General features: G+C 60.4%; 11 protein-coding genes and 1 pseudogene. 7 read left to right on the top strand and 5 right to left on the bottom strand.

What is annotated here, in order from left to right; translation table 11 throughout:
* On the top strand, positions 1 to 278 hold a 278-nt coding region (locus K5E37_RS03135), incomplete at its 5' end, for a hypothetical protein (RefSeq protein WP_221533124.1).
* Between the two features lie 210 nt (positions 279 to 488).
* Here the strand turns inward: K5E37_RS03135 and K5E37_RS03130 are convergent.
* Positions 489 to 1,445, bottom strand: a complete 957-nt coding sequence (locus K5E37_RS03130) for a threonine dehydratase (protein WP_085608929.1) — start codon at positions 1,443 to 1,445, stop codon at positions 489 to 491.
* Positions 1,446 to 1,542: 97 nt separating this feature from the next.
* On the opposite strand from K5E37_RS03130, the gene K5E37_RS03125 reads away from it, so the two are divergent.
* Both K5E37_RS03125 and yghU read left to right on the top strand, forming a co-directional pair.
* The gene (locus tag K5E37_RS03125; protein ID WP_221533123.1) at positions 1,543 to 2,388 is read left to right on the top strand and encodes an AraC family transcriptional regulator; all 846 of its coding nucleotides are present in this window, start codon (positions 1,543 to 1,545) and stop codon (positions 2,386 to 2,388) included.
* A gap of 61 nt (positions 2,389 to 2,449) precedes the next feature.
* Positions 2,450 to 3,289, top strand: coding sequence for a glutathione-dependent disulfide-bond oxidoreductase (yghU, locus tag K5E37_RS03120; protein ID WP_221533126.1), 840 nt, complete (start codon positions 2,450 to 2,452; stop codon positions 3,287 to 3,289).
* A 54-nt stretch (positions 3,290 to 3,343) separates the two neighbouring features.
* Here yghU and K5E37_RS03115 read toward each other — a convergent pair.
* Both K5E37_RS03115 and K5E37_RS03110 read right to left on the bottom strand, forming a co-directional pair.
* A pseudogene (locus tag K5E37_RS03115) lies at positions 3,344 to 3,451 on the bottom strand (DUF2269 domain-containing protein); the annotation flags it as partial.
* Between the two features lie 150 nt (positions 3,452 to 3,601).
* Complete coding sequence (locus tag K5E37_RS03110) at positions 3,602 to 4,243, bottom strand: LysE family translocator (protein WP_007960094.1); 642 nt, start codon at positions 4,241 to 4,243, stop codon at positions 3,602 to 3,604.
* Positions 4,244 to 4,398: 155 nt separating this feature from the next.
* On the opposite strand from K5E37_RS03110, the gene glcD reads away from it, so the two are divergent.
* The 4 genes from glcD to K5E37_RS03090 all read left to right on the top strand — a co-directional run bounded on the left by glcD (position 4,399) and on the right by K5E37_RS03090 (position 9,928).
* Positions 4,399 to 5,898, top strand: coding sequence for a glycolate oxidase subunit GlcD (gene glcD / locus K5E37_RS03105; protein WP_221533122.1), 1,500 nt, complete (start codon positions 4,399 to 4,401; stop codon positions 5,896 to 5,898).
* The gene (gene glcE, locus K5E37_RS03100; RefSeq protein WP_221533121.1) at positions 5,898 to 6,962 is read left to right on the top strand and encodes a glycolate oxidase subunit GlcE; all 1,065 of its coding nucleotides are present in this window, start codon (positions 5,898 to 5,900) and stop codon (positions 6,960 to 6,962) included. Before glcD ends, glcE begins: the two co-directional genes overlap by 1 nt.
* Positions 6,963 to 6,965: 3 nt before the next feature.
* Positions 6,966 to 8,198, top strand: coding sequence for a glycolate oxidase subunit GlcF (gene glcF / locus K5E37_RS03095; RefSeq protein WP_221533120.1), 1,233 nt, complete (start codon positions 6,966 to 6,968; stop codon positions 8,196 to 8,198).
* Positions 8,199 to 9,157: 959 nt separating this feature from the next.
* A complete protein-coding gene (locus K5E37_RS03090) occupies positions 9,158 to 9,928 on the top strand; it encodes a helix-turn-helix transcriptional regulator (protein ID WP_221533119.1) in 771 nt (256 codons plus the stop codon).
* Between the two features lie 65 nt (positions 9,929 to 9,993).
* Here K5E37_RS03090 and K5E37_RS03085 read toward each other — a convergent pair whose 3' ends face one another.
* The gene (locus tag K5E37_RS03085; RefSeq protein WP_221533118.1) at positions 9,994 to 11,949 is read right to left on the bottom strand and encodes a MacB family efflux pump subunit; all 1,956 of its coding nucleotides are present in this window, start codon (positions 11,947 to 11,949) and stop codon (positions 9,994 to 9,996) included.
* A gap of 2 nt (positions 11,950 to 11,951) precedes the next feature.
* A complete protein-coding gene (gene macA, locus K5E37_RS03080; RefSeq protein ID WP_085608936.1) occupies positions 11,952 to 13,100 on the bottom strand; it encodes a macrolide transporter subunit MacA in 1,149 nt (382 codons plus the stop codon).
* Positions 13,101 to 13,135 lie beyond the last annotated feature (35 nt).

The raw sequence follows: 13,135 nt of genomic DNA, 5'->3' as shown, positions 1-13,135 counted from the left end.
TAAAGAGCGGTTGGTTAAGATCTTTCGTCTCAACCGAGGCGCGCATTCTACAGCAGCCTCATTTGCTGTCAAGTGATTATTTTCAGAAGTTTTCGAAGATTTCTTCAACAACTTCAACCACTTGCGCTTCCGATCTCTCGTTAGCGGGAGGCGAATTCTACAGCGTTACACGCTGCTGTCAACACCTCTTTTTCTCCGCTTTCGACCGAGAAGATCGAACCGTTGAAAGCGCCGAACAAACCGGCATCTCCAACTCCTCCCAGGCTTCGATGAACTGAAGCGACCCACATTCGAAACCTACTTAACTCATTGAATCTCAAGGAGTTTTCCGTTTCGACTGCGCCGGAAGTGGGGCGAATTATAGAGACTCAGAATCTGCCGTCAACCCTTAATTTGCGTTTTCTATCAAGAGAGGGAAAAAGGCCGCTTCTATATAGACGCGAACGTATCGCTACCACTAAATGCCGACCCCGCCTACACATCCGTAATCAACCAATCACCTTCGCATACACCGACCGGTCGATATTCCCCCCGGACAGAATCACCCCGACCTTCTTCCCCTCCATCCTCCCACGCTCCTGCATCAACGCAGCCAACGCTGAGGCGCCTGCACCCTCTGCAAGGTTATGGGTATCGGTGTAATACACACGCATGGCTTCGGCAATCTCGCCTTCGCTGACCGAGATGATCCTCGCCGCCCCTTCCTTATAGATGTCGAACGCCTGCGCAATCGGCTTGCGCACAGCCAGGCCATCGGCAAAGGTATTCGCCGACGCCGTTTCGCAGATCACATTCGCTTCGAACGACAGCTTGGCAGCTGCGGCCTCCGTCGACACCACCCCCACCACTTCGGTATTCAGTCCTAGTGCGTCGCGAGCAGCGATGACACCACAGATCCCCGATCCGCAGCCGATGGGCACGTAAACCGTATCCAGATCCGGCGCCGTAACGAACAGCTCCAGCGCATAGGTCGCCACGCCCTTGACCAGTTCAACGTGAAACGGCGGCACCAGAAAAAGGTCATGCTCCTGCGCCAGGCGCGCCGCCTCTTCACGGGCCTCGTCAAAATCACGCCCGTACTCGACCACCTCACCACCAAAGCCGCGCATGGCATTGTTCTTTTCCACCGAGTTGCCCTGCGGTACTACGATCAACGCTTTCAGGCCCACCGCCCGCGCTGCCAGCGCCAGACTCTGACCGTGATTGCCGCGCGTCGCGGAGACGATGCCTTTGACAGCCGGATGCTCACGACGCAGCCAGTGCATGAAGGTGATACCACCACGCACCTTGAAGGCGCCGGTCGGTGTGTGATTTTCATGCTTGACCCAAACAGTGCAGCCCAACCGCTCGGCCAGCAACGGCCAACGGTATTGGGCGGTAGGCGGCATCACCTGGTAAACCTGGCGGGCAGCGTTTTCGATGTCGTCGCGAGTGAATGTGTGCATTTAGATGGCTCCCTGGACTTTGGCCCAGTCTAGGCACGGACGCACCACGTCGGCTTTCAAAAAACCGACCTGACTTTTATCCGACCTCTTCTCTACTATGGTGCTCATGAACCATCGAAACCGGCGCCACCCCATAACCGTCGCTGAACCGATACGTCGTATCGAGGCCGGTCCGTGGGCGATCGAGTTGCTGCCGGGCGCAGCCTACTCGGCGCGGTACGTGGCGACCCAGTCAGCGATCGGCTTTGCCTTCGACAGCCAGCACGGCGTGCACGCCATTGGTACTGACCGGATACACCCCTTCGATGCGATGCCCAATGGCCTGGCGTTTGTTCCGGCTGGATGTGACGTGCTGTCCGAGTCGCCCATGGGCGGCGAGTACCTGCGAGTGATACGCACCGACGGCACAGCACTGGCGGGTGACCGGGCGTTCAACAATCGCATCGACCCGCAGGCCATTCACCTCGCGTCGCGAATGCGCAGTGCGCTGCTGCAAGCCTCTCTGGAGGATGACTGGGAAAGCTGGGCGCTCGGTCTGGCGGAACGGGTCGAAGGTCATGAAGCGGTGTCGCCTCCAGGCTCGATCACCAGCAGCCGCATGCGCCTGCTGGATGAATTCATCGACGCCGGTCTCGGCAATCCGCTCGCCGTCCCGGCGATGGCGCAATTGCTGGAGTTGTCCGAGGGTTACTTCATGCGTGCCCTCAAGCAGGCAACCGGCAAAAGCCCCCACAGTTACCTGATCGACAGACGATTGGCCAAAGCCCGAGCGTCAATGCGCGATACAACGGACAGTCTTTCGCAGATCGCCCTCGCCTGCGGTTTCAACTCGCAGGCGCATATGACCACAGTCTTCAAACAGCGCCTCGGCGTGAGTCCGGCGCAATTGCGCACAGGTTCGCGCCCACGCTCTGCCGCTGACGAACAGTATTCTTCTATATAGAGGGAGTGGCCGGCGACGATGTGGCCACATGATATTCCTCGCAACCGATGAGGTCCGTTTCATGAGCAAGGCGCCCTACGCTCCACCCAAGGTCTGGAAACACATCGCTCCGTCCGGCGGCCAGTTCGCCAGCATCAATCGCCCGATTGCCGGGCCGACGCACGACAAGACGCTGCCGACCGGCAAACACCCGTTGCAGCTGTACTCACTAGCCACGCCCAACGGCGTGAAAGTGACCATCCTGCTTGAGGAGTTGCTGGCGCTCGGGCGCACCGACGCCGAGTACGACGCCTGGCTGATCCGCATCAACGAGGGCGACCAGTTCTCCAGCGGCTTTGTCGAGATCAACCCCAATTCGAAAATTCCGGCGCTGCTGGATCGCAGTGTAGAACCGGCCATTCGCGTCTTCGAATCCGGCTCAATCCTGCTCTATCTGGCGGAAAAATTTGGCGCCTTCCTGCCCACCGACCTGGCGGGACGCACCGAAACCCTGAACTGGCTGTTCTGGCAGATGGGCTCGGCACCCTACCTGGGCGGCGGTTTCGGGCATTTCTATGCGTATGCGCCGGAAAAGCTCGAATACCCGATCAACCGGTTCACCATGGAAACCAAGCGGCAGCTGGATGTGCTCGATCGCCGCCTGAGCGAAAGCCCCTACCTTGCCGGCAACGAATACACCATCGCCGACATCGCGGTCTGGCCTTGGTACGGGCAACTGGTGCGCAACAACGTGTACTCCGCCGCCGAGTTTCTTTCCGCTCACGAATACACCCACGTGCAGCGCTGGGCGCAAGAGATTGCCGAACGGCCTGCGGTGATTCGTGGCCAGCGCGTCAACCGGACGTGGGGCGATGAAGCGAGCCAGGTTCCAGAGCGACATCAAGCAAACGATCTGGATTGAGCTTCGCCTGATACGACGCGACGTCCGGTGCGGGTGTATCGGGCGTTGCGTTCGCTACACCAACAGGTCGACCCACTGCCCCGGCGTCATCTTCGTCACCATCAGCAGCACGATCACGAACATCCCCAGAAAACCGGCAACATCCATCCAGAACCATTTTCGGCAGCTCGATGTCAGGCATCTCAATCAAATGCCGATCAAATGCCGGCTGACAATGCTGCCGAAACTCCCATAACCGCCGACCACTAAAACCCTGAGTGTCACGCAATGCTTCCTTGAATGGATGACTGATTTCAGTCGGAAGGCTTTTACTTACGCGGCCTGCCGACGCATCGTCAGAATCGCAGCCCCGAAACCGATAAACGTAGTCCCCACTACGCGACTGACCCAGCGGGACAGCGCAGGCCGGGTCAGCACGCCCTTGGCGCGGGAGGCGAGCGCGGCGTAGAGCGTCAAGGATGTCACCGACAACGCCATGAAAATCGAGGTAAGGATCAGAAACTGCGGCAGCAATGTCGCGCCCTGATCGATGAACTGCGGAAACAGTGCGGTGAAGAACATCGTCGCCTTGGGATTGGTCACGGCCGTCAGGAACGCTGACTTGTACAGTTTGCTGCGAGTGGGCCGGACTTTCTTCGACTCATCTTCCACGCTCTCGGGGAGCATCGAACCCTTTTTGAACAACTGCCGGATCCCGAGGTAGAACAGATAACCGGCACCGATGATTTTGACCGCGTTGAACAGCATTTCGGAGCTGGCCAGCAACGCCCCCAGGCCGAGCATCGCCGCAGCCGACAGACAGAACAGGCCGCTGGCATTGCCGAGAGATGACCAGATCGCGCTACGCTGACCGTGGGCCAGGCTGTTGTTGATCGCCATCAGGGTCGCAGGCCCCGGGCTTGCGATGGCAATCGCGGCAACCAGGGTAAAGGCCAGAATCGAGTGAGAATCCATTTTCCATGCTCGTTGGGGTGAGGTGGCCGCATATTACAGGAGCACGCGGGACAACGGACCTCCGGCCGCTACGCTTTACTTCTCGGTGTCAGCAGCCCAATGATGGAAAACGGCACCGGCCTCGAATAACGACAACGGAGGGTCGTCCACCGATCATGAACATTCTTTACGACGAACAGGTCGACGGCGTTTTGCCCGACGTCGACAAAGCTGCACTGTTGCAAGCCCTGCAGCGCCAGTGGCCGGATCTTGAAGTCCTGCATCAGCTTGAAGAACTCAAGCCGTATGAATGCGATGGCCTCTCCGCCTATCGCACCACGCCCTTGCTGGTGGTACTGCCACGGCACATCGATGAAGTTCAGGGTGTGTTGCGCATCTGCCACGAACGACGGGTGCCGGTGGTAGCCCGGGGCGCCGGGACCGGTTTGTCTGGCGGTGCCCTGCCTCTGGAAAAAGGCGTGTTGCTGGTGATGGCGCGCTTCAACAATATCCTGCAGATCGACCCCGAAGCCCGCACCGCGCGGGTTCAACCCGGTGTGCGCAACCTGGCGATTTCCCAGGCCGCTGCGCCGTTCGGGCTGTATTACGCGCCCGATCCGTCTTCGCAAATCGCCTGCTCCATCGGCGGCAACGTGGCGGAAAACGCCGGCGGCGTGCATTGCCTCAAGTACGGTCTGACCGTGCACAATCTACTCAAGGTCGAGATTCTTACAGTCGATGGCGAACATCTGACGCTGGGCTCGGACGCGCTGGATTCCCCCGGTTTCGACCTGTTGGCACTGTTCACCGGTTCCGAAGGACTGCTCGGGGTGATAACCGAAGTTACGGTCAAACTCTTGCCCAAACCCCAGACTGCCAAAGTGCTGCTGGCAGCATTCAACTCCGTGGAAAAGGCCGGCCGCGCCGTGGCCGACATCATCGCCGCCGGCATCATTCCCGGTGGCCTGGAGATGATGGACAACCTGGCGATCCGCGCCGCCGAAGACTTCATCCACGCCGGTTATCCGGTGGATGCCGAAGCCATTCTGCTTTGCGAACTCGATGGCGTTGAGGCTGATGTCCACGATGACTGCGCGCGGGTCCGGCAAGTGCTCGAACACGCCGGCGCCACCGAGTTGCGCCAGGCCCGGGACGAGGCCGAGCGCGTGCGATTCTGGGCCGGACGCAAGAATGCCTTCCCCGCCGTGGGCCGGTTGTCGCCGGACTATTACTGCATGGACGGCACCATTCCACGCCGCAAGCTACCCGGCGTACTGCACGCGATTGCGCAGCTTTCAGCCGAATATGGCTTGCGGGTTGCCAACGTCTTCCATGCCGGCGACGGCAACATGCATCCACTGATTCTGTTCGACGCCAATCAGCCCGGCGAACTGGAACGTGCCGAAGCGCTGGGCGGCAAGATCCTCGAATTGTGCGTGAAGGTTGGCGGCAGCATCACCGGTGAACACGGCGTGGGCCGGGAAAAAATCAACCAGATGTGCGCGCAGTTCAACCGTGATGAGCTGACCCTGTTCCACGCCGTAAAAGCAGCCTTCGACCCCGGCGGCCTGCTCAATCCCGGCAAAAACATTCCGACCCTGCATCGCTGCGCCGAATTCGGTGCCCTGCACGTGCACCACGGGCAATTGCCCTTCCCCGAACTGGAGCGGTTCTGATGGGTGATACCAAGGATTTCGATGACAGCGCCGCGCTGCTCGAACAGGTCAACCGGGCACTGGAAACTGCTACGCCGCTGCGTATCCAGGGGGCGAACAGCAAGGCGTTTCTCGGACGCATCATCGGTGGCGAGATTCTCGACACCCGCGCCCATCGCGGCATCGTCAGCTACGACCCGACCGAACTGGTGATCACCGCACGCTGCGGTACCCCGCTGGCAGAACTGCTGGCTGTGCTGGACGGCTCGCAACAGATGCTGGCGTGCGAACCGCCCGCCTTCGCCGACGACGCCACGGTCGGCGGCATGATCGCCACGGGCCTGTCCGGGCCGCGTCGACCGTGGTCGGGATCGGTGCGCGATTTCGTGCTGGGCACACGGATCATCACGGGGCATGGCAAGCATCTGCGCTTCGGCGGCGAAGTCATGAAAAACGTCGCCGGCTACGACCTGTCGCGCCTGATGACCGGCAGTTACGGCTCGCTGGGGGTCACCACGGAAGTTTCGCTCAAGGTGCTGCCCAAATCGCGCGCGTGCCTGAGCCTCAGTCTGGAAATGACCGGCGAACAAGCCCTGCTGCGTCTGGCCGAATGGGGCCAGCAGCCGTTGCCGATCAGCGCCGCGTGTCACGATGGCCGGCAATTGCGCTTGCGTCTGGAGGGTGGTGAAGGTTCAGTGGCGGCCGCCCATGATCGCCTTGGCGGAGAGCTGATCGACAGTTCCTTCTGGGCCGACCTCAACGAGCAACGCCTGGGCTTCTTCGATGAAGACCAACCGCTCTGGCGCCTGTCCGTGCCGCTCAATACGCCGCCGCTGAACCTGCCCGGCGAGCAGTGGCTCGACTGGGGCGGCGCGCAACGCTGGCTCAAATCGACAGCCGAAGCGGCGACCATTCGCAAAGTGGTCGGCGAAGTCGGCGGACATGCGACCTGCTACAGCCACGGCCTGATCGATGAACCGTTCCATCCTCTGACGCCCGCCCTGCTGCACTATCACCGCCAACTCAAACGACAACTCGACCCCCGGGGCATTTTCAACCCCGGGCGTCTGTACGCGGAGCTTTGAGCCATGCAGACCACCCTCAGCCCGCAAGCCCGACAACTGCCCCGCGCCGAAGAGGCCGAAAGCATCCTCCGCACATGCGTTCATTGCGGATTCTGCAACGCGACCTGCCCGACTTATCAATTGCTCGGCGATGAACTGGACGGCCCGCGCGGACGCATCTATTTGATCAAACAGGTGCTTGAAGGCAACGAAGTCACGGCGAAAACCCAGCAACACCTGGATCGCTGCCTGTCGTGCCGCAACTGTGAAACCACCTGCCCTTCCGGCGTGGATTATCACAACCTGCTCGACATCGGCCGAGCGGTGGTCGACGCCGCCGTCCCGCGGCCGCTCGGGCAGCGCCTGTTGCGTGAAGGGTTGCGAAACATCGTGCCCAATCCGCGGTTGTTCAAAGGGTTGGTCAATGGCGGTCAGATATTACGGGCGCTACTGCCCGATGCCCTGCAAGACAAACTGCCACGCAACGCGGTGATGCCTGCATCACGTCCCGTCATCTCACATGCAAGGCAAGTGCTGATGCTGGAGGGTTGCGTGCAGCCGGGCTTGTCACCCAATACCAATGCAGCAGCGGCACGGGTGCTGGATCGTCTGGGCATCAGCGTGATCCCGGCCCGCGAGGCTGGTTGTTGTGGCGCGGTGGATTATCACCTCGCCGCCCAGGCCACCGGCCTTGACCGCGCCCGTCACAATATTGATGCGTGGTGGCCGGCCATCGAGCGGGGTGCAGAGGCGATCGTGCAGACCGCCAGCGGTTGCGGTGCGTTCATCAAGGATTATGGGCATTTGCTCGGTGCCGATCCGGTCTACGCCGAGAAGGCAAGACGTGTCAGCACGCTGGCCCGGGATCTGGTGGAAGTGCTAAGAGACGAACCGCTCGAATCCCTCGGCATCCACGCCGATCAGCGCCTGGCCTTTCACTGTCCCTGTACTTTGCAACACGCGCAGAAACTGGGCGGTGCGGTGGAGTCGGTGCTGACTCGACTGGGCTTCAACCTCACGACTGTGCCGGACGCACATCTGTGCTGTGGCTCGGCAGGCACCTACTCACTGACTCAGCCAACACTGGCCCGGCAGTTGCGCGAGCAAAAACTCAATGCCCTGGAAAGCGGCCATCCGGACGTCATCGTCACCGCCAATATCGGCTGTCAGGCGCACCTCGACGGTGCGGGGCGCACGCCGGTCCGGCACTGGATCGAATTGGTGGATGCCGCGCTGCCTTCGCTGACCGAGGCGTAGGATCGCTGGCGAGGGCCAAACGATGGGCGAAAAAAAACCGCCTTTGCGGGGCGGTTTTTCGGTAAGCCTCAGTTTGCGGCTGGGCTTGATGCATCTCACGGACAGCACTGACGTAGCGGAATACTATTTATCTTTGGCGTTCGTTGCAACGTTATTTTGCATGTGTATTGAATGTCATTATGTGAAGCCAAGGGCGGTCTTGACGGGCATTCAGAAGGCCTGATCATGCTGACAGAAATAACGAATTACAAAACTTGTCAGGCCTTTATCCAGGATCCTCAAAATCCCGTCATAAGACAGGTTAGTATGCGGACGCTCACTCGACAGTGCATACGTGAGGTTTGGCTGGAACCATAACGGTTTCATGCCCTTCGACACGGTTTTGCACCCGTGCCGGAATGATGGCTCGGAGGGATCACAACCGGCCGCCTCACGGACAGCACTGACCTGTCTGTCCGAAGGCACACATGATCCGGTAAGTGCGCTGGAGGTTTGGCCCCCGACCTGGAGGCCAAAACGTATGAAGCTGTTGCTGCGTACGCTGAGCCTCGTATGGAGATTGTTTCAAGCGTTCCGCTTCTACGAATTCCTGCGAGACCATTTCAACGATCTGAAGTAACCGGTCGTTGATGCGGGAAGAAGCCCGTTTCAGTTTCGGCTGAAACGGGCTTTTTTATGCGCGTTAATAGCTGTCATAAATAGGACTTACCTGAAAACCTCTGTAGGACATTTCATTAATCACTTCGAAGACCTACGAACTTATTACCGCGACACGGGCAGCACCCTTCGCGCCACGCCACTCAGCCTGGTTATGAGCTAATAACCCCTTCATTAAACGGTCGCTCAAACGTTGTACTAGGATAGGATCCAAATTTCCCGATTTGTGGTCGCCGGCCAAGGACATCAGCCGGAGAGTCGGGAAAGCGCAATTCCCCCATTGCTACTCATGGATGAAACACATGAACTCACATCTGTTCCCTCACATCGGCAAAGTCATCGCCAGCACCGGCAGCCGGCATTTTCCGCGGATGCTGCATGACCTGATCCTCACCCAACTGGCCGTGGATGCCACACATATCCGGCAGATGCGCGTGGAGCCGGTCGGACGTGCGCAACCTCGCACCGATCCTGAATGCGCCAAAGAGGCGACGCTGACGGCCGAGACGGTGTATTCCGAACTGAGCACCGATCCCGGCAGCAGCGACGTGCCCGCCCCCGAACCCTCCACGGTCACCGATGCTTCGCAGTTGCACCTGACCCGACGCAAGGACGGTTACCGTTATGTGATTTCCGTGTACCGCTGCGGGCCGTCGAAGCGGTTTTCCGCCCGGGAGCGCAGCCTGTTACAGGACATCTCCCCGGTATTGCTGCCGATGGTGGAAAAGCACATCCACGCGCTGCAACCGGCGAATGCGGATCCCGAGGCGCAAGCCGCAGCGACCGAAGCATCGCTCCAAGGCCTGGAAACCCTGCGATTGCGTTTTTGCGAGCGCGTGCAGCAACTGGGCCTGAGCCTGTCAAACCGGGAAATGGAAGTGTGCGTCGGCCTGCTTGCCGGCCGCACCGCGCCTGAACTGGCCGAACAGTTGCAACTGAAGGTCAACACCGTCGAGAGCTACCTCAAGCGTGCCGCCATCAAACTGGGAATCAGCGGCCGCCATTCGCTGATGCGCTGGATGTATTCACCTGAAGACTGCCCTGCCGCCTGCGATCCGTCCAACGCGGCCTGATCGTTCGCGCGCCTGTAAATAAACCGCCGCCCTGCCAGGGACGGCGGTTTTTTCATATCCACCTTTCAGTCGCGCGCCAATGCCTCGATCGGGTCGAGCCGCGACGCATTGCGTGCCGGCACGAAGCCGAACACGATGCCGATCAGCGTCGAACAGATCACCGCCGTGAGCACCGAGGTCAGCGAGAACACCATTTCCCACTCCTTGATGAACAACGAGAACAGATGACCGATGGCGTAACTCAACGAAATACCGATGGCCCCGCCGAGCAGACAGACCATCACCGCCTCCACCAGAAACTGCTGACGGATGTCCGACTGCCGCGCCCCCACCGCCATACGAATACCGATCTCGCGGGTACGTTCGGTGACTGATACCAGCATGATATTCATCACGCCGATGCCGCCGACCACCAGCGAAATCACCGCAATCAGCGACAGCAACAAGGCCAGTGAGCGGCTGGTTTTCTGCACGGTCTGCATCACGCTGTCGAGGTTGTTGGTAAAGAAGTCCTTGGTGCCGTGACGCTGCAGCATCAGTTTGTTGACGTTGTCTTCCACCACCTTGCTCGGCTGGCCGTCCTTGATCCGCACGCTGATGCTGTCCAGGTAACGCTGGCCCAACAGCCGCCCGGCTGCGGTTTCATAGGGCACCCATACGTTGAGCGACTTGCTCGACGAGAAGATGTTCTTGTTCTCCGCCGCCACGCCAATCACGGTGCACGGCAGGTTGCCGATCAGGATCACCTGCCCCAGCGGATCGACTCCTTCGCCGAACAATCGATGGCGGGTGTTGTGATCGATCACCACCACCTGCGCCTGGCGCCGGGCATCGCTTTCGCTGAATGCAATGCCCGACTCCATCTTGATTCCGCGCACCTGAAAGTACAGATCGCTGACGCCGTTGACCTGGGCATCGAGGTCAATGTTGCGATAGCGCAGCAACAGATTGCGCCCGACCACCGGCGTGGCGCTGTCGACGTAATACAGCTGATTGAGCGCGGCCACATCCGCCGGCACCAGGGTTTCGATGGCCGCCGAGCGGCTGTCGCCGAAACTGGTGCCGGAATAGATATCGATGGTGTTGCTGCCGATGGCCTGAATGTCCTTGAGCACATAGCGCTTGGCCCCTTCGCCGATGGCCGAGATCGACACCACCGAGGTGATACCGATAACGATCCCGAGCATGGTCAGCAAGGTGCGCATCCGATGGGAGATCAGCGCGACCCAGGCCATGTTGAACGCTTCCTTGAACAACCCGAGGCTGGCCACCAGACGCCGCGCTGCCGTGGACTTGGGCACCGCGTCCTCATTGGTCAGTGCCGTGGTGTCGCGCTCGTTACGCCGGTCGCTGAGGATTTCGCCGTCGCTGACTTCGATGATGCGCTCGGCGTTGGCCGCGACCTTGGGGTCGTGAGTCACCAGAATCACCGTGTGCCCGGCCGCGTGCAGCTCCAGCAGAATCCGCATCACCTCCTTGCCGCTGGTGGTATCGAGGGCGCCGGTGGGCTCGTCCGCGAGAATCACTTCGCCGCCGTTCATCAGCGCCCGGGCGATACTCACCCGCTGCTGCTGACCGCCCGATAGCTGGCTCGGGCGATGCGTCAGATGCCCTTCCAGCCCAAGGCGCGCCAACAATTCACGGGCCCGCGCATGCCGTTGTGGCTCCGGCGTGCCGGCGTAGATCGCCGGCATCTCGACGTTGTGCATAGCACTCAGATGCGGCAGCAAGTGGTAGCGCTGGAAGATGAAGCCGAAATAGTCACGACGCAGTTCGGCCAGCGCCTGATTGTCCAGATCCCGGGTTTCCCGGCCATTGATCTTGTAGCTGCCGGCCGTGGCGTAATCTAGGCAGCCGAGAATGTTCATCAAGGTCGATTTGCCGGAGCCCGAGGCGCCGATGATCGCCACCATTTCCCCGGCGTGGATCGTCAGGTTGATGTTCTTAAGCGCCAGAAATTCACGGTCGCCCGCAGTGAAACTGCGGCTGATGCCGGTCAGTTGCAGCAGAGGTTCGGTCATGCTCATGCCCCTGCCACTTTCGTCACCGGATCACCGATCACCACCCGGTCACCTTCGGCCAGACCGTCGTTGACCTGCACCTTGACGTTGTTATTGATCCCGGTCTGCACATTGCGCGACTGCGCCTGGCCCTTGGCGTCCAACACCCGCACCGGGAAACTGCCGTCGTTGTTGCGCGGACCCAGCGCCGCGACCGGAATCGTCAGCACCGATTTGGCGGTGTCGAGCACCACCCGCACCTGAGCCGTCATGGAAATACGCAGACGATGATCGGGGTTCGGTACTTCGAACAACGCGTTGTAGAACACCGCCGTGTTCTGCTTCGGCGTGCCGGCGGGCGGGGTTTCGAGGAAGTTCTGCGGCGCAGGCTCGGTACCGCGCAGCTTGCCGTAATAACGCTTGTCCTCGCCGAGAATGGTGAAATACACCTCCTGCCCCGGCGCGATGTGAATGACGTCGGCCTCCGACACCTGAGCCTTGACGGTCATGGTGTCCAGGTCCGCCAGTTTGAGCAGGATCGGCGCCAGTTGGTTGGCGATCACGGTCTGGCCTTCCTGAGTCACGATGCCCACCACGTCGCCGTCGATGGGCGCGACGATTCGCGTGTAGGCCAGATTGACCTTGGCGGTGTCGATCTGGATATGCGCACTCTTGATCTGCGCGTCCAGCGACAACAGGTTGGCCTGCTGCACTTCGTAGTTCGATTGCGCGGTTTCGAAATCCTGCCGCGAGATCGAGGCGTCCTCCTGCAGGTTCTGATAGCGCTCGTAGATCGCCTTGGTCTGGCGCAGCTGAGCCTGAGTCGCCCGGCGCTGGGCTTGCAGATTCTCCTCATCGACCTGTGCCTGACGCAGGGTGTTCTGCAGCACCAGAGGGTCGATTTCCGCCAGCCACTGGCCCTTCTTGACCTTGTCGCCGACCTTGACCTTGAGCGACTTCAACTGGCCCGAAACCTGGGCACCGACGTCCACCTGCTTGATGCCCTCCAGCAAACCGGTGGCCAACACTGCGTTTTCAATGTCAGCGCGTTCGACCGTGGCGGTCAGGTATTGCGGTGCCTCGGCCGGCGCCTGCACCGTGTAGAACACCAACCCGGCCACCAGCGTCAACGCGACTCCCAGACCGACTTTGCGCAACTTCGACTGTTCCATAAATGACCACGATTCCGTTCAGGGTTGAGCCCGGC

This window comes from Pseudomonas sp. RIT778 (genome assembly GCF_019718735.1).
Classification (GTDB): Bacteria; Pseudomonadota; Gammaproteobacteria; order Pseudomonadales; family Pseudomonadaceae; genus Aquipseudomonas; species Aquipseudomonas aphyarum.
This window is presented reverse-complemented; position numbering and strand designations above follow the sequence as displayed.

Excerpts from the sequence above, each read along its gene's own strand:
- K5E37_RS03130 (WP_085608929.1), bottom strand. The coding sequence starts at position 1,445 with ATGCACACATTCACTCGCGACGACATCGAAAACGCTGCCCGCCAGGTT.
- K5E37_RS03125 (WP_221533123.1), top strand. The coding sequence starts at position 1,543 with ATGGTGCTCATGAACCATCGAAACCGGCGCCACCCCATAACCGTCGCT.
- yghU (WP_221533126.1), top strand. The coding sequence starts at position 2,450 with ATGAGCAAGGCGCCCTACGCTCCACCCAAGGTCTGGAAACACATCGCT.
- K5E37_RS03110 (WP_007960094.1), bottom strand. The coding sequence starts at position 4,243 with ATGGATTCTCACTCGATTCTGGCCTTTACCCTGGTTGCCGCGATTGCC.
- glcD (WP_221533122.1), top strand. The coding sequence starts at position 4,399 with ATGAACATTCTTTACGACGAACAGGTCGACGGCGTTTTGCCCGACGTC.
- glcE (WP_221533121.1), top strand. The coding sequence starts at position 5,898 with ATGGGTGATACCAAGGATTTCGATGACAGCGCCGCGCTGCTCGAACAG.
- glcF (WP_221533120.1), top strand. The coding sequence starts at position 6,966 with ATGCAGACCACCCTCAGCCCGCAAGCCCGACAACTGCCCCGCGCCGAA.
- K5E37_RS03090 (WP_221533119.1), top strand. The coding sequence starts at position 9,158 with ATGAACTCACATCTGTTCCCTCACATCGGCAAAGTCATCGCCAGCACC.
- K5E37_RS03085 (WP_221533118.1), bottom strand. The coding sequence starts at position 11,949 with ATGACCGAACCTCTGCTGCAACTGACCGGCATCAGCCGCAGTTTCACT.
- macA (WP_085608936.1), bottom strand. The coding sequence starts at position 13,100 with ATGGAACAGTCGAAGTTGCGCAAAGTCGGTCTGGGAGTCGCGTTGACG.